The sequence below is a fragment of the Kosakonia beeri genome (genome assembly GCF_054165705.1).
In genome coordinates this window covers 2,139,753-2,159,341 of the sequence record NZ_CM135106.1, presented here as the reverse complement: position 1 = coordinate 2,159,341, position 19,589 = coordinate 2,139,753, and the positions used below count along the sequence as shown (strand labels likewise).

Sequence of the window (19,589 nt, the reverse complement as noted above, 5' to 3'; positions counted from 1 at the left end):
AATCGTCTGGAAGCACGCAAAATGCCAAACACAGCACGCTATCTGTCTGAGATTCGACTAAGGTTTTCAACAAGGTTGATTACAGCGGCACCGCTGTACCGTTAAGGAGAATCATCGATGACAAGACCTGTACTGCGCCAACCGCGCACGTTGTTCCTTGCACTTCAACTCGCTTTTGCCGGGGCATTTCTTGCGGTGGTACCGCAGGCGATAGCCGCAGATGCACAAGCGCAAAATACGCCGCAGCCGCCGGATATTCTGTTTGGCCCGCTGTTTAGCGATGTACAAAACGCAAAACTGTTTCCGGATCAAAAAACGTTTGCCGACGCCGTTCCGAAAGGCGACCCACTGATGATCCTTGCGGATTACCGTATGCAGCGTAATCAGCGCAGCTTCGACTTGCGTCACTTTGTGGATGTTAACTTTACCCTGCCGAAAGCAGGCGAAGAATATGTCCCCCCCGAAGGGCAAAACTTGCGTGAACATATCGACGGTTTGTGGCCGGTGTTGACCCGCACCACCGACAGTGCCGGCAAGTGGGATTCGCTGCTGCCACTACCGAAACCGTATGTTGTACCGGGCGGGCGTTTCCGCGAAGTCTATTACTGGGACAGCTACTTCACGATGTTGGGGCTGGCGGAAAGCGGTCACTGGGACAAAATTGACGATATGGTGACCAATTTCGCGCATGAGATTGATAACTGGGGGCATATTCCTAACGGCAACCGCAGTTACTACCTCAGCCGTTCTCAACCCCCCTTCTTCGCCCTGATGGTGGAATTGCTGGCGACACACGAGGGCGATGAGGCACTGAAAACCTGGCTACCACAAATGGAAAAAGAGTACCGCTACTGGATGGATGGCGCGGAGAGCTTACAGCCTGGCCAGGCCAATAAGCGCGTGGTTAAGCTGACCGACGGCTCGGTTCTGAACCGCTATTGGGATGACCGTGACACACCGCGCCCGGAGTCATGGCTTGATGATGTCACCACGGCGAAAAACAACCCGAACCGCCCTGCTACCGATATTTATCGTGATTTACGCTCTGCCGCTGCGTCTGGCTGGGATTTCAGTTCGCGCTGGATGGACGACCCGAATCAACTCGGGACCATTCGCACAACCTCTATTGTGCCGGTTGACCTCAATGCGCTGATGTTCAAGATGGAAAAAGTACTGGCGCGGGCATACCAGGTTTCTGGCGACGCGGCCAAAGCCAGCCAGTATGAAGCGCTGGCGAACGCCAGACAAAAAGCTATCGAAGCCAATCTGTGGAACGACAAAGAGGGCTGGTATGCCGATTACGACCTGAAGACCAAAAAGGTCCGTAACCCGCTCACCGCCGCAGCGCTCTACCCGTTGTTCGTTAACGCTGCAGCGAAAGACCGGGCAGATAAAGTGGCAGCGGCAACCCAGGCCCGATTGCTGAAACCGGGCGGGATCACTACCACCACCGTTAACAGCGGCCAGCAGTGGGATGCTCCAAACGGCTGGGCACCATTACAGTGGATCGCAACTTCCGGTCTGCAAAATTACGATCATCAGAAGCTGGCGATGGACGTAAGCTGGCGGTTCCTGACCAATGTGCAGCACACCTACGACCGCGAGAAAAAGCTGGTCGAGAAATATGACGTCAGCACGACCGGTACGGGCGGCGGCGGCGGCGAGTACCCATTGCAAGATGGGTTTGGCTGGACTAACGGCGTTACGCTGAAGATGCTTGATTTGATTTGCCCGAAAGAGAAACCGTGTGACAGCGTACCGCAAACACAACCGGGGCAGTCAGCAAAACCCACGGTGCAGCAAGCCACGCCTTCGACGCCTTCTGCGCAACCTGCGGCGCAAGCTGGCGAGCAGCCCGCAGCGGCCACGAAGTGATAAAAAAGGCCGCAACGCAGGTTGCGGCCTTTTTGGTGTTTATGGCAGGTGACTCCCTGCCTCACCCCTACCCAATGCCAGCGTTATCGGCGAAGCAATCGAAACACCGCCAGCACCACAATGGCGCCGATAACGGCAACGATAAAGCTGTGCACATTGAACCCGGTGATGTCTCCACCATAGCCCAGGTGCGTGGCAAGCCAGCCGCCGACGACTGCGCCGACAATCCCCAAGACACACGTCAGAATAAAACCGCCGCCATCCCGACCTGGCATGATGAATTTGGCAATCACCCCGGCAATCAGGCCAAATAAAATCCACGCAAGAATGCCCATATTTATTCACTCCTTTTACTTGTCTTGTTTACCCACTTCGCCCAAATTAGCGAAGCGTTGACTACATTATAGTTATCAACGGCAAAAGCATTTCCGTCTCACGGACTTAAGGCAAACTTTCCCGTAAAAAAATTGTGTCGGTTTGTATTAAGTTCTCCGCAGAAATGCCGATATATCAACGACGGTGTGTCAGTCATCAAGGAGCCATTCGGCGTGAGCAATTACAGTGAGCAGTTCCTGAAACAAAATCCGCTGGCCGTGCTCGGCGTATTGCGCGATTTACAAAAAAACCAGGTTCCCGTCTGCATCACCTGGGGCGGTGGTCAATTCATCAGTAAGATCCTGGACGCGAGCCCGGAAGAGTTGATCATGGATTTTGGTAGTCAGGATTACGAGAACAATGCGGTACAGCGTGCGGCGAAAGTGACCATTACCGCTGAAACGCAGGGTGCTAAAGTCGAATTTACGGTTCCCAAACTTTATGCAGGTGATTATCAGGCTTTGCCTGCATTTATTAGCGCGCTGCCTGAGACGTTGTGGTTTATCCAGCGTCGTGAATATTTCCGTATTATTGCCCCGCTGCATCCGGCTTACTTCTGCAAGGCGTTAATGCCGGATAAATCAGAGATCCGTTTCCGTTTATACGATCTGTCGCTGGGCGGCATGGGTGCGCTGCTGGATGGTGAAGTGCCGGATTCGCTTGAGCCGGGCATGCGCTTTACCAAGGTTGAGCTGGATATGGCGTCGTGGGGGCAGTTCTATTTTGATGCGCAGTTAATTGCGATTGGCGAGCGCAAAGTCGTGGACGGCAAAAACGAAACAATAAGTACGCCGCGCCTCAGTTTTCGTTTCTTAAATGTTAGCCCAGGTGTGGAGCGCGAGCTCCAGCGCATTATCTTTGCCCTGGAGCGCGAGGCGCGCGAACGCGCCAGCCGGGTGCGCTAATTACATCGCATCCATCGCTTTTTGTACTTTCCAGATATAGCGCGGCGCCTGCGGTGCGGGGTGTTTATCCACCACATGCTTTAAGAAGGCGTCAGCGCTTAAATCATTAATTTCCTCAATGGCTTCTCCCCTGTCGGAAGAAAAGGTGCGCAACAGCGCGCCTGCGCCATTCACGTAGGAAATCACCAGCGCGTACTGCATCACTTTTTCATCACGGATCCCCGCCAGAGCCCCATGCTCCAGGATACTCAGATAAGCCGCACCCATCGAAATATTGCGTTCCGGGTTTTTTAATTCGCTGGTGGAGGGTTGCCCGCTCCAGCCCATATGGCGGTAGACTTCACGCCCGGCAGTCGAGGCTTTTAATTGCATCAGACCCACAGCATTTGATTTACTCACCAGATTAGGGTTTCCGCCGGATTCGACCGCAATCATCGCCGTCAGCAAACGTGGGCTGACGCCCCATGCCGCTCCGGCTTTTTCAGTGATCGGCATCCACTGCATTGCACGTTTTACCGGTATTTCGGGGTTCCAGTCCGGCTGACGGTAGTCCTGTTTTGAGCTACAGCCGGCCAGCAATACCACGAGAAAAGCAAACCATCTTAATTTCACGCAAACCATCCTTATTCAGGTGTACATCACTGCGGATGACAACGACACAGGTAAGCGGCATGATAACTGTTTCGTTATAGATGTCAGCAAGGAAATGCCATGTCCACCTTCCACCTGATCGCCCCTTCCGGTTATTGCATTAATCAGCAGGCGGCCGCCAACGCCGTTACACAGCTTGAACAGCAGGGGCACCACGTTCGTAATCAGCAGGTCATCGCCCGCCGCTGCGAGCGGTTTGCTGGCAGTGACGCAGAACGCCTTGCCGATCTCAATGCCCTGGCGCAACTGCCAGGAGAGAACCTGATTGTTATGCCAGTGCGTGGTGGCTATGGCGCCAGCCGTTTGCTGGATGCCGTTAACTGGCAGGCGATAGCCGCACGTCAGAGCAGCCAGCCACTGTTGATTTGCGGTCACAGCGATTTCACGGTTATTCAACTGGGCTTGCTGGCTACCGGGAAGGTGATCACCTTTAGCGGGCCGATGCTGGCGGGAAATTTTGGAGCCACCCCGCAGGATCCCTTTACTGTTGAACATTTCTGGCGCGCGCTGCGCAATGAGGTCTTCACCATTGAGTGGAACGGTGAAGGCCCGGGTTGCCGGGTCGAGGGGACCTTATGGGGTGGCAACCTCGCGATGCTGACTTCGCTGATTGGCACCCCCTGGCTGCCAAACATCGAGAACGGCATTCTGGTGGTAGAAGACATTAACGAACACCCCTACCGCGTGGAGCGCATGCTGCTGCAATTGTTGCACGCCGGGATCCTGGCGCGGCAACGGGCGCTGGTGCTCGGCAGTTTTACCCATTCGCAGCCGAATGAGTATGATGCGGGCTACACTCTTACAACAATGGTGGACTCGCTGCGCGCGCGATTGTCCATCCCGGTGATCGCCGGGCTGGCGTTTGGTCACGAGCAACAAACCGTCACCTTGCCATTAGGCGCGCATGCTGTTTTGCAACATGCTGATATCTCTCAATTGACACTGTCGGGTCATCCGGTGATGTCGGTATAAAAAAAGCGCTTTATGCCCTTATTAAAATGCTATTGCTGCCGTTATGATAAATGCGTTGAATGACTCAGGTTGCGTTATGCAGTCGGGTTGGTGATTTGTCATGACGGCATAAGGAGAAGCAACACATTGGACGCTGAGGCGATAATCAGTCTGTTTATTTTGGGTTCAGTCCTTGTAACCTGCAGTATTTTATTGAGTTCCTTTTCATCACGCCTTGGTATTCCGATTCTGGTCATCTTCCTGGCGATTGGTATGCTGGCCGGCGTAGACGGCATCGGCGGCATTCCGTTCGATAATTATCCCTTTGCTTATATGGTCAGTAACCTCGCGCTGGCTATCATTTTGCTTGATGGCGGCATGCGCACCCGCGCCAGTTCATTTCGTGTGGCGCTCGGCCCGGCCTTATCGCTGGCCACCGTCGGCGTGCTGGTGACATCCGGCCTGACCGGTATGATGGCCGCCTGGCTGTTTAAGCTGAACATCATGGAAGGGCTGCTGATTGGCGCGATTGTCGGCTCAACCGATGCGGCAGCGGTGTTCTCCCTGCTTGGTGGTAAAGGGCTGAATGAGCGTGTTGGCGCCACGCTGGAGATTGAATCCGGCAGTAATGATCCCATGGCGGTCTTCCTGACCATCACGCTCATTGAGATGATTCAAAAGCACCGTGCCGATGTCGATCTGATGTTCCTCGTGCATATTGTGCGCGAGTTCGGTCTTGGCATTTTGCTCGGTGGCGTGGGCGGCTATTTGCTGCAACAGATGATTAACCGCATCGCTCTCCCTGCTGGCCTCTACCCACTGTTGGCATTAAGCGGCGGTATCCTGGTATTTGCGCTGACTACCGCCCTGCACGGTAGCGGGATCCTGGCGGTATACCTGTGTGGTTTTGTGCTCGGCAACCGCCCCATTCGCAACCGCTTTGGTATTTTGCAGAACTTCGACGGCCTTGCCTGGCTGGCGCAAATCGCCATGTTCCTTGTTCTGGGACTGCTGGTGACGCCGTCAGATCTGTGGCCGATTGCTATTTCTGCCCTTATTCTCTCGGCATGGATGATTTTTGTTGCCCGCCCGCTGTCGGTGTTCGCCAGCCTGCTGCCGTTTCGCGGTTTTAATCTGCGTGAGCGTGTGTTTATCAGTTGGGTGGGATTGCGCGGCGCGGTACCGATTATCCTCGCCACTTTTCCGATGATGGCCGGACTGGATCATGCCCGTTTATTCTTCAACGTTGCCTTCTTCGTGGTGCTGATTTCGTTGCTTTTCCAGGGCACATCGCTGTCGTGGGCAGCCAAAAAAGCCAAAGTGGTGGTACCGCCTGTCGGCTGGCCGGTGTCACGCGTTGGGCTGGATATTCATCCCAATAACCCCTGGGAGCAGTTTGTTTACCAGCTGAGCGCCGATAAATGGTGCGTGGGCGCGGCGCTGCGCGACCTGCATATGCCGGAAGAGACGCGAATTGCCGCCCTGTTCCGCGATAATGTGCTATTGCACCCGACCGGCAGCACACGCCTGCGAGAAGGCGACGTGCTGTGTGTCATTGGCCGGGAAAGCGATCTCCCTGCACTGGGCAAGCTGTTCAGCCAGTCGCCGCCAGTGGCGCTGGATCAACGTTTCTTCGGCGATTTTATTCTTGAAGCGGATGCGAAATTTGCAGATGTGGCGCTGATTTACGGCCTGGAAGAGGGGCTGGAATACCGCGACAAGCAACAGACGCTTGGCGATATCGTTCAGCAACTGCTGGGGGCTGCGCCGGTCGTGGGCGACCAGGTCGAGTTTGCCGGTATGATTTGGACGGTGGCAGAGAAAGCCGATAATACGGTCCTTAAAGTCGGCGTTCGGGTCGCAGAAGACGAGGCGGAATAACCGCCTCGATAATCAAGTTACACTGTCACAACAGGCACACGCGGTGCCACGGCGCAAAGCAGTTCATAACCCACCGTACCGGCTGCGGCAGCCACTTCATCAATTTTGATCTCTTTGCCCCACAGCTCGACCGGCGTACCGATGCCGGCCTGTGGGCAGGGGGTTAAATCGACCGTCAGCATGTCCATCGAGACTGCGCCGACAAGCGTTGTCCGTACACCGTCCACCAGCACTGGCGTACCCGAGGGGGCAATACGGGGATAACCGTCGGCATAGCCGCAGGCCACCACCCCAATGCGTTGTTCCCGCTCTGCACGGTAGCGGGATCCATACCCCACCGCGTCGCCGCTTTTTAAGGTCTGCACGGCAATGATCTCGCTACTGAGGGTCATCACCGGACGGATACCGCTGGTTGCCACATCCTGCCACGCGCCCGAAGGCGACGCGCCATATAACACAATGCCAGGTCGTACCCAGTCATAATGGGCTTCCGGGTGCCACAAGGTGGCTGCAGAGTTAGACAGTGAACGTGGCGCATCGATGCCTTCTGCCGCCTGCACAATACGCGCCATGGGTGCGCGGATCCCCTCCGGATGTTCTGCCTGGGCGAAATGCGACATAAGCGTAATCTCACCGACATTAGCCAGGCTGCGCAACTGCTGCCATACGCCGTGGACGCGCTCCGGCAGAAAGCCAAGACGATTCATGCCACTGTTGATTTTCAGGTACAGATCCAGCGGTGCTTGCAACCGGGCGTTTTGCAGCGCCTTAATCTGCCAGTTGCTGTGCAGGCTGGTGGTCAGGCGATATTTGTCGAACAGCGGCAACTCATCGGCATGAAAGAACCCTTCCAGCATCAGAATCGGCCCTTTCCAGCCGCGTTCCCGCAGCAATATCGCTTCTTCCAGATTGAGCATCGCAAAGCCGTCGGTACTGCTGAGTGCCTGCCAGATACGGTCAATGCCATGACCGTAAGCGTTGGCTTTGACTACCGACCACACTTTCGAGGTAGGTGCGGCACGACGCACCACGTGCAGGTTATTCCTGAGCGCCTGCAGATCCAGGGTCGCCAGAACAGGACGAGACATCAGTGTTCCTTATGGTTATCAGTTATGGGCGCCATGTAAGTGCCGGGCACGCGCCGGGGTAAAACCGGGTAAGTAGCGGGCAACACTCAAATCATCTGACGGTATGGCCGGTGTGTTGCCTGACAGTAAATCGCTCAGTAACTGCCCGGAACCGCAGGCCATCGTCCAGCCGAGGGTGCCATGGCCGGTGTTAAGCCACAGGTTTTTAAACGGCGTGCGACCGACCACCGGTGTGCCATCTGGCGTCATGGGACGCAGGCCGGTCCAGAATGTCGCCTGCTCCACAAAGCCGCCGCGTGGGAACAAGTCACGCACCACCATTTCCAGCGTTTCGCGGCGCGGCTGTAACAGCTCAGTATTGTAGCCAACAATTTCCGCCATCCCGCCCACACGAATGCGCTGGTCAAAACGGGTAATGGCGATTTTGTAAGTCTCGTCGAGGATCGTCGATACGGGTGCGCCATCTTCCTCAGCGATGGGGATGGTCAGCGAGTAGCCTTTAAGCGGGTAGACAGGAATATCGACAATGCCCTTCAGCAGGCCGGTTGACCAGGATCCAAACGCCATGACATAAGCATCTGCTTTGATCACCTCATCGCCACATTTCACGCCGTAGATTTTTTCACCTTCATACAACAGGCGATCCACCGGCGTGTTATAGCGAAAGACCACGCCGGCCTGCTCTGCCATCTGCGCCAGATGCTGGGTGAACAGCTGGCAGTCACCGGTTTCATCGTTCGGCAGACGCAGCCCGCCGGTCAGCTTGCCGGCGACCTCGCCCAGTGCAGGCTCGACTTCTGCCAGCCGCGCGGCTTCCAGCAACTGATACGGCACACCGGCATCTTCCAGCACGGCAATATCACGGGTCGCGTTCTCAAATTGTTCAGCGGTGCGAAACAACTGTAGCGTCCCGCCCTGCCGTCCTTCGTACTGGATGCCGGTGGTTTCACGTAGCAATTTGAGGCAGTCACGGCTGTATTCTGCCAGACGCACCATGCGGCTTTTGTTTTCCATGTAATGGCGGGTGTCGCAGTTACGCAGCATCTGCATCATCCATTTAAGCTGGGATGAGGTGCCATCCAGGCGAATAGCAAGCGGAGCGTGACGCTGAAACATCCATTTGATGGCTTTCAAGGGAACACCGGGTGCAGCCCAGGGGGCGGCATAGCCGGGCGAGATCTGGCCCGCATTGGCAGCACTGGTTTCTTGCGCCGGGCCGGACTGCCGATCGATTACCGTCACGTCGTGACCTGCCTGACGCAAATACCAGGCGCTGGTTACGCCCACCACACCGCTTCCTAATACAACAACTTGCATATCCCTCTCCCATGAGTAAAGCACAATCATCTGATTACAAATTGATAACCCAGATGAAAATATTATTCAACATACGCCTTTTTTATGGTGACATGCCTCACAGCCTTACCACCTGACAAGGGCTGCCACTATTTAGCATCTCCTGCTGAACGCCATTTAACCGCAGAATAAAAATCTGCTTAATGCGCTTTTCACCCCGTGATGAGATCGGAAAATCGTGAAGAAAATCTTATGGCCTGGCTACAGATTTTATTGGGTGTTCTATGCTTGAAATGAGACGCTCCATTGAGAGAGTGTCGTTAACAACGAGGGCGCGCTAATGGCTACGATTGACTCAATGAATAAGGATTCTATTCGTCTGAGCGATGGACCCGACTGGACGTTTGATCTGCTGGATGTCTACCTGGCGGAAATCGACCGGGTGGCAAAACTCTATCGGCTGGATACCTATCCGCATCAAATCGAAGTGATCACCTCAGAGCAGATGATGGATGCCTACTCCAGCGTCGGTATGCCTATCAACTACCCTCACTGGTCGTTTGGTAAGAAATTTATCGAAACCGAGCGCCTGTACAAACACGGCCAACAAGGGCTGGCGTACGAGATAGTGATTAACTCCAATCCTTGTATTGCTTATCTAATGGAAGAAAACACCATTACCATGCAAGCGCTGGTCATGGCTCATGCCTGTTACGGGCATAACTCTTTCTTCAAAAATAACTACCTGTTTCGCAGCTGGACCGATGCCAGCTCGATTGTCGATTATCTGATTTTCGCTCGTAAATACATCACCGATTGTGAAGAGCGCTACGGCGTGGATGAAGTGGAAAAACTGCTCGATTCCTGCCATGCGCTGATGAATTACGGCGTGGATCGCTACAAACGCCCGCAGAAAATCTCGCTCCAGGAGGAGAAAGCGCGGCAGAAAAGCCGTGAAGAGTATCTGCAAAGCCAGGTGAATATGCTGTGGCGAACCCTGCCAAAACGCGATGAAGAAGTGGCAGTGGCCCAGGCGCGTCGCTATCCGGCAGAGCCACAAGAGAACCTGCTCTACTTTATGGAAAAAAATGCCCCGTTGCTGGAGTCGTGGCAGCGCGAGATCCTGCGCATTGTGCGCAAGGTCAGTCAGTATTTCTATCCGCAGAAGCAGACCCAGGTGATGAACGAAGGCTGGGCGACGTTCTGGCATTACACCATTCTCAACCACCTGTATGACGAAGGGAAAGTAACCGACCGCTTTATGCTGGAGTTCCTGCACAGTCACACGAATGTGGTGTTCCAGCCGCCTTATAACAGCCCATGGTACAGCGGTATTAACCCCTACGCGCTCGGCTTTGCCATGTTTCAGGATATTAAGCGTATCTGCCAGTCACCCACGGATGAAGACCGCTACTGGTTCCCCGATATTGCCGGTTCTGACTGGCTGGAGACGCTGCATTTTGCTATGCGCGACTTCAAAGATGAGAGCTTCATCAGCCAGTTTATGTCACCGAAGATCATGCGTGATTTCCGCTTCTTTACCGTGCTGGATGACGACCGCAATAACTACCTGGAAATTGCCGCCATTCATAATGAAGAGGGTTACCGGGAGATCCGCAACAAACTGTCTTCACAGTACAATCTGAGCAATCTTGAACCGAACATTCAGGTGTGGAATGTGGATCTGCGCGGCGACCGTTCGCTGACGCTGCGTTACATTCCGCATAACCGTGCGCCGCTGGACAAAGGCCGCCGGGAAGTGCTGAAGCACGTGCACCGTTTGTGGGGGTTTGATGTGTTGCTGGAACAACAAAACGAAGATGGAAGTGTGGAACTGTTGGAACGCTGCCCAGCGCGCACCAACACGCTGTAACGAAAAACCCCTCTGTCACAGAGGGGTTTTTGCTTATCGGCTTTGTAGCGCCAGGTCGCCTGGCATCGTTTTTTGCATGCGATGCCAAATCTCACCACTGTCACGGCCGTAGTGTCGCACCACGTCATAAACCTGATCGTGCTGCGCCTGTTCACACACGTCTGCCAGCTTGTGGTAAAAACCCAGCGCCAGGCTTCTGGCTTCCGGGCTGGAGAAGTAATGCCGTCCAATACGCGTATACAGCCCTTTCATGCCGTTCAGGATCAGCCCGTAAATCGGGTTGCCGGAGGCAAACGCCAGCCCACGGAAAATGTTGTAATCCAGATCGGCAAAGGCGTCTGCGTGATCTTCCACTTCGCGCGCACTGGCTAACACTTTCAGCGCTTCATCAGGATGCTGGCGAAACGCCGTGCGAATAAAAATGGTGGAAATGTTGGTGCGCACGGACAACAGGTTGTCGATCAGTTGCGGAACACTTTCGTGATCCAGACGCGCCAGGGTTTCCAGAATGTTCAGACCGGAGGTTTCCCAGAAGTTGTTCACTTTGGTCGGCTTGCCATGCTGGATCGTCAGCCAGCCATCACGGGCCAGACGCTGTAGAACTTCACGCAATGTGGTACGAGTGACGCCAATCAGTTCAGAGAGTTCGCGTTCAGCCGGAAGGATCGATCCCGGAGGGAAACGGTTATTCCAGATACTTTCAATAATGTACTCTTCCGCGAAACCCGCCGGGCTCTGCGCCTTAATGACCATAGTGAGATTTCCATTACACAGCATTTGCAAAGATGACTCATCATACCAGACCCCGTTAAGGGCAGATAGCGGACAAAAACAAGAAAAAAGGGGATCGGTGCACCATTTTGACTATTTAGCAACGCTTAAGCTTAGCAGCTATAAGGCTTTCGAGTGAAAGTGACTTTCTGGACGGGCACGGTATTTTTTGTCTGATATTGCAGCGTTTCGCGGTCTGGTTTGACTTTTCGCATGATAAACATTCGATTACGTATTATTTTGATAGCGGCTAGTGGTCAGAACATTGATTTCGTTTACACTGCCTTTTCTACGCATATCCCCGGGAAATGATTATGTTGCGATACCTGAACCAGTGCTCACGTGGACGCGGCGCCTGGTTGTTAATGGCGCTTACGGCGTTTGCACTTGAAATGGTTGCGCTCTGGTTCCAGCACGTCATGCTGCTGAAACCTTGCGTGCTCTGTATTTACGAACGCAGCGCGCTGTTTGGCGTGATGGGCGCGGGCATTGTCGGCGCGATTGCGCCAAAAACACCGCTGCGTTTTGTGGCGCTGGCTATCTGGATCTACAGCGCGGTACGCGGGATCCAACTGGCCTGGGAGCATACCCAAATCCAGTTACACCCTTCTCCGTTTATGACCTGCGATTTTGCCGCTCGTTTTCCGGGCTGGCTGCCGCTGGACAAATGGCTGCCGCAGGTGTTTGTTGCCTCCGGCGATTGCGCACAGCGCCAGTGGGCGTTCCTGTCACTGGAAATGCCGCAGTGGTTGCTGGGCATTTTTGTGGCCTACCTTGTCGTTGCGCTGCTGGTGCTGATAGCCCAGCCCTTCAAACCGAAAAAGCGCGATCTTTTCGGTCGCTAACAGAACGCTCCTTCGGGGGCGTTTTTTTATCCTCAATAAGCCAGACGGCGCGTATCGGTTGATTCAGGCGTGTGCTACAGGTAGGGTGTTGGCGGGCATGAACACTTTGCAAGGAGGAAAAGCGTGACAGGAACAGTTGCTATGATCTATTGGCTAACCGGCGTGGCGGTATTTACACGGAAAATCCGTTTATTTAGCGTGGTTTCCGCCCTTCTGCTCTATGCTACCCTGCGCAGTCTTACCTACAGCCCTCTGCTGACCTCTCTCGCCCTTGCTGTGCTGATTGGTTCGTTTATTGCCTTACTGATTATGAAGAGTAGCCGGGAGCAAAAAAGCACCGTCTATTTCTCGGTGCCCTGCTGGATGTTGCTGGGGACGGTTATCATCAATCTGTTTTTGCGCCCGTAACGGTTAGTCTGCCCAATCGGGTTTGTTGAGGATATGGGCCTGCCAGTCCTGCACTTCTGACTCTTTCACCGCAATATGACGCACCGAGATGCGTTCGGCGTGCATCGCTGCTTTGGAGCCGGTGCGCAAAGGATGCCACACTGGCAACGCTTTGCCTTCCGCCAGCAGACGATAAGCGCAGCTTGGCGGCAGCCACTCAAAGGTGGGAAGGTTTTCGCGGGTCAGCTTGATGCAGTCCGGCTCGTACTCAAAACGGCGCTCATAATTACGGCACTGGCAGGTTTTGATATTCAACTGGCGGCAGGCAACGTTGGTGAAGTAGATCTCGTCGGTATCTTCATCCATCAATTTATGCAGGCAGCACTGGCCGCAGCCATCGCACAGTGATTCCCACTCCGCGTCTGTCATTTGCTCGAGAGTTTTGCTTTGCCAGAAAGGCGTGTCGTTCATTAAGAAATCCGCCATTGAAAACCAGGGTGCACCTTATAACCAGTCTGGCATGCGGATGCAAGTTTTGCCGCCCGATTCAGGCGGCAAACAACGTCAGAGTACGCGAGTCGTCAACGCGTGATCGTTAAGGCTCACGTCCAGTTCATCGCCGCTATGCAGGGGGCCAACGCCTTCTGGCGTACCGGTGAGGATCACATCGCCAGCTTTCAGCGTGAAGTAACGGCTCATATATGCAATCAACGGCACAATTTTATGGATCATGTCTGCTGTGGTGCCCTGCTGACGGATTTCGCCATTGACCTTGAGCGTCAGCGTCGTATTTTGCGGATCGTGACTGAACTCGGTGACCGGGATAAAACCAGAAATCGGGCAGGAGTTATCAAAACCTTTGGCTTTTTCCCACGGCTGCCCTGCCTTCTTCATTTTACCCTGCAGATCGCGCAGCGTCAGATCGAGTGCCACGCCGTAACCGGCAATTGCTTTCTTCACATGTTCTTCGGTTGCCTGACGTAAGGTCGCGCCGATCAGCACCGCCAGTTCAACTTCATGATGCACCGAGCCAAAATCTTGCGGCAATGCCAGCGGCTGGCGAATATCGCAAAGCGCTGTTTCGGGTTTGATAAACAAAACCGGCTCTTCCGGGGTAGCGCTCCCCATTTCTTTGATATGTTTCGCGTAGTTGCTACCAACGCATACCACTTTACTCACCGGGTAATCCAGCAGAGCGCCCTGCCAGTTATGATGCTGATACATGTATTTTACCTCCGGTAACACATTGAACATGAGCGAAAAATGACTATCCGCGCCGCCCGAGGATTTGTCAAATACCAGCATGTAACGGGCGTTGACGCAGACGATAATAAAAAAACGGCGGAAAATCCGCCGTCATCATGCACATATTTATTGTTTTCCAAGACCGGCAAGATGTTCCTTCAATAAATTTTCCTGCGGCGGTGGTAACTGTAAATAATAGCCCTGACTCAACAATGCTTCTTTCACTTTATCAAGATCGGCACCCGCCAGTTTTTTACGCCCATCAAGGGGTAAAAGCATCGCTAACTGCGGCTGACCGAAACTTTGCATTAATGCTTCTGGCACGCGGGAAAAATCGTCTCTTTTTTCGACATACAGATAAGTCTGATCACGTCGGGTACTTCGGTAGATCGCACAAAACATACTTAATTACTCGGAATTAACGGGTGGTTACTTGCCTGAATATAATACTGACTATAACATGCCTGATAGTCTTCGGAATATCACTCCAGATGCGGGTGATAATAGCAAAATGAGTAAGGTCAGGATGTCAAACACGCCCATCGAGCTAAAAGGCAGTAGTTTTACCTTATCAGTGGTTCACTTGCATGATGCAAAACCCGAGGTTATTCGTCAGGCGTTAAAAGACAAAATTGCTCAGGCTCCTGCTTTTTTGCAGCACGCTCCAGTGGTCATCAACGTCTCCGCACTCGAAGGCTCTGTTAACTGGCCACGACTTCAGCAGACCATTAGCGAAACCGGGTTGCGCGTTGTCGGCATCAGCGGATGCAAAGATGTTGAACTGAAAGCAGAAATTGAACGCGCCGGTCTGCCCATACTGATGGAAGGCAAAGAACAACTGCCACGGAAAGCGGCGGATCCTGAACCCGCTCCCGTTGCCGCTCCGGCCATAAAAACACGTTTAATTGATGCGCCGGTTCGTTCTGGCCAGCGGATTTATGCGCCAAACAGTGATTTGATCGTCACCAGCCATGTCAGCGCTGGCGCAGAGCTTATCGCCGATGGCAATATTCATGTCTACGGCATGATGCGTGGCCGTGCGCTGGCGGGGGCCAGCGGCGACCGTGAAGCACAAATTTTCTGTACTCATCTCACGCCGGAGCTGGTCTCCATTGCGGGAGAATACTGGCTGAGCGATCAAATCCCGGCCGAATTTTATGGCAAAGCGGCACGTTTGCGGTTAGCCGACAACGCTTTGACAATTCAACCCTTAAATTAAGCCCTTTTAACAAGGAACTCCTATGGCACGCATTATTGTTGTTACTTCGGGTAAAGGGGGCGTTGGCAAGACCACCTCCAGCGCGGCCATCGCTACTGGTTTAGCCCAAAAGGGCAAAAAAACCGTTGTTATCGATTTTGATATTGGGCTACGCAACCTGGATCTGATTATGGGTTGCGAACGCCGCGTGGTTTATGATTTCGTCAACGTTATCCAGGGCGATGCGACGCTTAACCAGGCGTTGATCAAAGATAAACGCACTGAAAACCTCTATATTCTCCCAGCGTCGCAGACCCGCGATAAAGATGCGCTTACCCGTGAAGGGGTAGATAAAGTGCTCGAAGATCTTAAAAAAATGGACTTCGATTTTATTGTTTGCGACTCCCCTGCCGGCATTGAAACCGGCGCGCTGATGGCGCTTTATTTCGCTGACGAAGCGATTATCACCACTAACCCGGAAGTGTCGTCGGTGCGTGACTCTGACCGCATTCTTGGTATTCTGGCGTCGAAGTCGCGTCGCGCAGAAAAGGGTGAAGAACCGATTAAAGAGCACCTGTTGCTCACCCGTTATAACCCGGGCCGCGTTAACCGTGGCGATATGCTGAGCATGGAAGATGTGCTGGAAATTCTGCGTATCAAACTGGTTGGCGTCATCCCGGAAGACCAATCCGTGTTGCGCGCATCGAACCAGGGTGAGCCGGTGATTCTGGATACTAACGCTGATGCAGGCAAAGCCTATGCCGATACCGTGGAACGTCTGCTGGGAGAAGATCGTCCTTTCCGCTTCATTGAAGAAGAGAAGAAAGGTTTCCTCAAACGCCTGTTCGGAGGATAAGTTATGGCATTACTCGACTTTTTTCTCTCCAGAAAAAAGAACACCGCCAGCATTGCTAAAGAACGTCTGCAAATTATTGTTGCAGAACGCCGCCGCAGTGACGCTGAACCTCATTATTTGCCGCAGTTAAAGCGGGATATTCTGGAGGTGATTTGTAAATACGTGCAGATCGATCCGGAAATGGTGACGGTTCAGTTAGAACAAAAAGGCGATGATATTTCCATTCTGGAACTTAACGTCACCTTACCGGAAGCGGAAGAAACGAAATAATTCGTCTCTGACGCTGGCATTAAAAAAGGCAGACTCCGTTCTGCCTTTTTTGTTTATTCCTCGCTAACCCCTGTAATTATTTACAGTTATTAGCGCGGATATTCCGCCAGTAATTTTTTCAGTTCATCAGCCATCATTTCGCCGCGCCAGCCGCTTATTAATTCAGGTAAAGCCGACTGCGGTTTTAATTTCCAGTGCCAGTTAAGCAGCTGGTTGATTTGCCGACGCGATGCCAGCAACTCGACACTGACGTTCTGCTTCTCACCCATAGTCTGAACCAGCGCTTTGATCGCTTTAAATACCTTCCGATAGCCCGGCATATCCATCAGGTTAAGCAGCGGTTCTGGCAAAGCCTCTTCCGGCAACGCCTGCGCCTGAGCAACCAACGCCAGCAGCGTTTTTCCGTGGAAGCGGATCTCGCTTCCCGACAAACCAATGCTGTCCAGTTCACCCATGCTGGAAGGCATGTATCGCGCCACCGCCCACAGGTTCTCTTCCCGCACCACGAAGTTCACCGCCAGGTCGCGTTCGCGGGCTTTACGCAAACGCCAGTCGGCAAGCAATTGCAGGCAGGCGAGCTGGCGGGTACGCAACTGCCAGGCATTAGAGATCTCGCGCCATGCTTCTTGCGGGGCCAGCACTTCCTGGCGACGCTGCATCATCAGGCGACACTCATCGAGCGCAGCATCCAGCCGGCCTGCCTGTTCAGTTTCCGCCAGTAATTTGTTGGCAATCGGCAACAGATACCACACGTCCGCCGCCGCATAATCGCACTGGCGCTCGGTTAGCGGGCGCGCCAGCCAGTCAGTGCGCGATTCACTTTTATCGATGACCAGACCGGTAAACTCTTCCACCATCGCGGCAAACCCCCAGGAAAGTGGACGACCGCAAAAGGCGGCCAGGATTTGGGTATCGATCATCGGCTGGGGTTGTACGCCGAACGCATTGAGAAACACTTCCAGATCTTCACTGCCAGCGTGCAGATATTTGGTCACCTGGGGGTTAATTAGCAGATCGCGAAACGGTGCCCAGTCGGTCACAGACAAAGGATCGATCAGCGCCACACGCTCGCCGTCATACATCTGAAGCAGCCCCAGCTGCGGGTAATAGGTACGGGTGCGGACAAATTCGGTATCCAGGGCAATGGCCGGAAACGTGCTGGCCGCTTCACATAACGCTGCCAACGCATCGTTGGTGGTGATCATCTGGTAATTCAAATCATTATCTCTTTAGTTTGCGCCCATAAAAAACGCCGGATTAACCGGCGTTCGGGCGATTAATGCATAGCTCAGGGTTTATTGTCCACTTTGCTACGGGCTTCGTCACGCAATTCTCGCCGTAAAATTTTACCCACGTTCGATTTTGGTAACTCGCTTCTAAATTCCACCTGTTTCGGTACTTTGTAGCCGGTCAACTGGCGGCGGCAGAAGGAGATCAGCGCCTCTTCAGTGAGGCTTTCATCCTTTTTCACCACGAAAATTTTCACCGCTTCGCCGCTGTTTTCCGATGGCACGCCAACGGCGGCCACTTCGCGCACGCCGCTATGCTGCATGACCACATCTTCAATTTCATTGGGATAAACGTTGAAACCGGAAACCAGAATCATGTCTTTTTTACGATCGACAATGCGCAGAAAACCTTCATCATCCATTACCGCGATGTCACCGGTATAGAGCCAGCCGTCGCGCAGGATCTCATCGGTCGCATCCGGGCGCTGCCAGTAGCCCAGCATCACCTGCGGCCCTTTCACGCACAATTCGCCCGGCTCACCTGGGGGAACTTCGTTACCTTCATCATCCACCAGCTTCGCTTCTGTAGACGGCACCGGCAGACCAATACTGCCGCTGTGATAATCAATATCGTGCGGGTTAACGCTGACCAGCGGCGAACACTCCGTCAGCCCGTAGCCCTCCAGCAGATACTGGCCCGTCAGTTTGACCCAGCGCTCGGCTACCGCTTGTTGAACAGGCATACCGCCACCTGCTGACAGGTGTAGCGAAGAGAAATCGAGTTGACGAAACTCTTCGTTATTAAGCAGCGCGTTGAACAGGGTGTTGACCCCTGTCATCGAGGTAAAAGGATATTTTGCCAGCTCTTTCACCAATCCCGGGATATCGCGCGGGTTGGTGATCAGCAGGTTTTGCCCGCCCAGCTCAATAAACAGCAGGCAGTTCATGGTCAGGGCAAAAATGTGATAAAGCGGAAGCGCGGTAACCACCAGCTCTTTGCCCCGGTGCAGCAAGGGCCCGTATGTGGCGTTCACTTGCTCAAGGTTCGCCAGCATATTGCGGTGGGTTAACATCGCCCCTTTCGCCACACCCGTGGTGCCGCCAGTATATTGCAGGAAAGCCAAATCCTCAGGGGTCAGTTCAGGTTTCACGTACTGCATGCGGTAGCCGCTTTGCAGTGCACGACGGAAGGAAATGGCGTCCGGCAGGTGGTATTTCGGCACAAGGCGTTTTACATACTTAACGACGAAGTTAACCAGTGTGCCCTTAGCAGACGAGAGCTGATCGCCCATGCGCGTCAGAATAACGTGGCGCACCTGGGTTTTTTCGACCACTTTTTCCAGGGTATGAGCGAAGTTGGAAACAATAACAATAGCCGCAGCACCGCTGTCATTCAGTTGATGTTCCAGTTCGCGAGGAGTGTAGAGCGGGTTCACATTCACCACGATCATCCCGGCTCGCAAAATACCAAACAGCGCGACAGGGTATTGCAGCAGGTTCGGCATCATTAACGCAACACGGTCGCCCTTTTGCAGCCCCAGCCCCTGCTGAAGGTACGCGGCAAAGGCCCGGCTACGCTCTTCCAGCTTACGGTAGGTCATCACCTCGCCCATGTTAATAAACGCAGGCTGATCGGCATAGCGGGCTGTGGAGTGTTCGAATAATTCAACCAGGGATTGATAACGGTCAGGGTTGATCTCCGCAGGAACGTCTGCAGGATAACGGTTAAGCCAAACCTTCTTCAATGCATCACCTCTGAAATGAGTATTTTTGGTCATCACAACCCCAGTTAATAAACAAGCCGTTAACATAATATTAACTCAGCGTACCAGTTTATTAATTAAGCGAACCGAAGGTTGCGAAGCCCGTCACTAATTATTTTTCTTATGAACT

At 53.5% G+C, this 19,589-nt stretch carries 19 protein-coding genes and 1 pseudogene; 10 read left to right on the top strand and 10 right to left on the bottom strand.

What is annotated here, in order from left to right; all coding sequences use genetic code 11:
• Window positions 1–117: 117 nt before the first annotated feature.
• Window positions 118–1,875 (top strand): alpha,alpha-trehalase, encoded by a 1,758-nt coding sequence (locus ACUY4S_RS10365; RefSeq protein WP_458021941.1) that lies wholly within the window; start codon window positions 118–120, stop codon window positions 1,873–1,875.
• Between the two features lie 83 nt (window positions 1,876–1,958).
• On the opposite strand, the gene ACUY4S_RS10360 is transcribed toward ACUY4S_RS10365, so the two are convergent.
• The gene (locus ACUY4S_RS10360) at window positions 1,959–2,210 is read right to left on the bottom strand and encodes a GlsB/YeaQ/YmgE family stress response membrane protein (RefSeq protein WP_312689234.1); all 252 of its coding nucleotides are present in this window, start codon (window positions 2,208–2,210) and stop codon (window positions 1,959–1,961) included.
• Window positions 2,211–2,423: 213 nt separating this feature from the next.
• Between ACUY4S_RS10360 and ycgR the strand changes: the two genes are divergently transcribed.
• Window positions 2,424–3,155: a flagellar brake protein YcgR gene (gene ycgR, locus ACUY4S_RS10355; RefSeq protein WP_312689232.1), complete on the top strand. Its 732-nt coding sequence runs from the start codon at window positions 2,424–2,426 to the stop codon at window positions 3,153–3,155.
• Here the strand turns inward: ycgR and emtA are convergent, their stop codons facing one another.
• Complete coding sequence (gene emtA, locus ACUY4S_RS10350) at window positions 3,156–3,767, bottom strand: membrane-bound lytic murein transglycosylase EmtA (protein ID WP_312689230.1); 612 nt, start codon at window positions 3,765–3,767, stop codon at window positions 3,156–3,158. It abuts the gene before it with no gap.
• Window positions 3,768–3,866: 99 nt separating this feature from the next.
• Here emtA and ldcA point away from each other — a divergent pair, with 99 nt between their 5' ends.
• Together ldcA and ACUY4S_RS10340 are read left to right on the top strand one after the other, a co-directional pair.
• Window positions 3,867–4,778, top strand: coding sequence for a muramoyltetrapeptide carboxypeptidase (ldcA, locus tag ACUY4S_RS10345; RefSeq protein ID WP_458021943.1), 912 nt, complete (start codon window positions 3,867–3,869; stop codon window positions 4,776–4,778).
• Between the two features lie 90 nt (window positions 4,779–4,868).
• Window positions 4,869–6,572 (top strand): annotated as a pseudogene (locus ACUY4S_RS10340) (potassium/proton antiporter); the annotation flags it as partial.
• A gap of 83 nt (window positions 6,573–6,655) precedes the next feature.
• Here ACUY4S_RS10340 and dadX read toward each other — a convergent pair.
• A complete protein-coding gene (gene dadX, locus ACUY4S_RS10335; protein WP_458021945.1) occupies window positions 6,656–7,726 on the bottom strand; it encodes a catabolic alanine racemase DadX in 1,071 nt (356 codons plus the stop codon).
• Between the two features lie 18 nt (window positions 7,727–7,744).
• Window positions 7,745–9,043, bottom strand: coding sequence for a D-amino acid dehydrogenase (locus tag ACUY4S_RS10330; protein WP_458021947.1), 1,299 nt, complete (start codon window positions 9,041–9,043; stop codon window positions 7,745–7,747).
• Window positions 9,044–9,362: 319 nt separating this feature from the next.
• Here ACUY4S_RS10330 and ACUY4S_RS10325 point away from each other — a divergent pair, with 319 nt between their 5' ends.
• Complete coding sequence (locus ACUY4S_RS10325; RefSeq protein WP_312689220.1) at window positions 9,363–10,895, top strand: SpoVR family protein; 1,533 nt, start codon at window positions 9,363–9,365, stop codon at window positions 10,893–10,895.
• A 33-nt stretch (window positions 10,896–10,928) separates the two neighbouring features.
• Here the strand turns inward: ACUY4S_RS10325 and fadR are convergent, their stop codons facing one another.
• Entirely contained in the window at window positions 10,929–11,648 is a 720-nt protein-coding gene (gene fadR / locus ACUY4S_RS10320; RefSeq protein WP_312689218.1) for a fatty acid metabolism transcriptional regulator FadR, read from the bottom strand.
• Between the two features lie 332 nt (window positions 11,649–11,980).
• On the opposite strand from fadR, the gene dsbB reads away from it, so the two are divergent.
• Entirely contained in the window at window positions 11,981–12,511 is a 531-nt protein-coding gene (gene dsbB / locus ACUY4S_RS10315) for a disulfide bond formation protein DsbB (protein ID WP_312689216.1), read from the top strand.
• Between the two features lie 141 nt (window positions 12,512–12,652).
• The gene (locus tag ACUY4S_RS10310; RefSeq protein WP_458021949.1) at window positions 12,653–12,919 is read left to right on the top strand and encodes a hypothetical protein; all 267 of its coding nucleotides are present in this window, start codon (window positions 12,653–12,655) and stop codon (window positions 12,917–12,919) included.
• A gap of 3 nt (window positions 12,920–12,922) precedes the next feature.
• Here the strand turns inward: ACUY4S_RS10310 and ycgN are convergent, their stop codons facing one another.
• The 3 genes from ycgN to ACUY4S_RS10295 all read right to left on the bottom strand — a co-directional run bounded on the left by ycgN (window position 12,923) and on the right by ACUY4S_RS10295 (window position 14,545).
• Window positions 12,923–13,369 (bottom strand): cysteine cluster protein YcgN, encoded by a 447-nt coding sequence (ycgN, locus tag ACUY4S_RS10305; protein ID WP_312689212.1) that lies wholly within the window; start codon window positions 13,367–13,369, stop codon window positions 12,923–12,925.
• A gap of 93 nt (window positions 13,370–13,462) precedes the next feature.
• Window positions 13,463–14,122 (bottom strand): fumarylacetoacetate hydrolase family protein, encoded by a 660-nt coding sequence (locus tag ACUY4S_RS10300; RefSeq protein WP_312689210.1) that lies wholly within the window; start codon window positions 14,120–14,122, stop codon window positions 13,463–13,465.
• Window positions 14,123–14,269: 147 nt separating this feature from the next.
• Entirely contained in the window at window positions 14,270–14,545 is a 276-nt protein-coding gene (locus ACUY4S_RS10295; RefSeq protein ID WP_312689208.1) for a YcgL domain-containing protein, read from the bottom strand.
• Window positions 14,546–14,669: 124 nt separating this feature from the next.
• Here ACUY4S_RS10295 and minC point away from each other — a divergent pair, with 124 nt between their 5' ends.
• The 3 genes from minC to minE are packed head-to-tail and all read left to right on the top strand — an operon-like array spanning window position 14,670 to window position 16,467.
• Window positions 14,670–15,362, top strand: a complete 693-nt coding sequence (gene minC / locus ACUY4S_RS10290) for a septum site-determining protein MinC (protein ID WP_312689206.1) — start codon at window positions 14,670–14,672, stop codon at window positions 15,360–15,362.
• 22 nt (window positions 15,363–15,384) lie between these two features.
• A complete protein-coding gene (gene minD / locus ACUY4S_RS10285; protein WP_312689204.1) occupies window positions 15,385–16,197 on the top strand; it encodes a septum site-determining protein MinD in 813 nt (270 codons plus the stop codon).
• 3 nt (window positions 16,198–16,200) lie between these two features.
• Window positions 16,201–16,467, top strand: coding sequence for a cell division topological specificity factor MinE (minE, locus tag ACUY4S_RS10280; RefSeq protein ID WP_004384978.1), 267 nt, complete (start codon window positions 16,201–16,203; stop codon window positions 16,465–16,467).
• A gap of 89 nt (window positions 16,468–16,556) precedes the next feature.
• Here minE and rnd read toward each other — a convergent pair whose 3' ends face one another.
• Together rnd and fadD are read right to left on the bottom strand one after the other, a co-directional pair.
• The gene (rnd, locus tag ACUY4S_RS10275) at window positions 16,557–17,684 is read right to left on the bottom strand and encodes a ribonuclease D (RefSeq protein WP_458021953.1); all 1,128 of its coding nucleotides are present in this window, start codon (window positions 17,682–17,684) and stop codon (window positions 16,557–16,559) included.
• A 71-nt stretch (window positions 17,685–17,755) separates the two neighbouring features.
• On the bottom strand, window positions 17,756–19,441 hold the full coding sequence (fadD, locus tag ACUY4S_RS10270; RefSeq protein ID WP_312689200.1) for a long-chain-fatty-acid--CoA ligase FadD: 1,686 nt from the start codon (window positions 19,439–19,441) through the stop codon (window positions 17,756–17,758).
• Window positions 19,442–19,589: the final 148 nt, after the last annotated feature.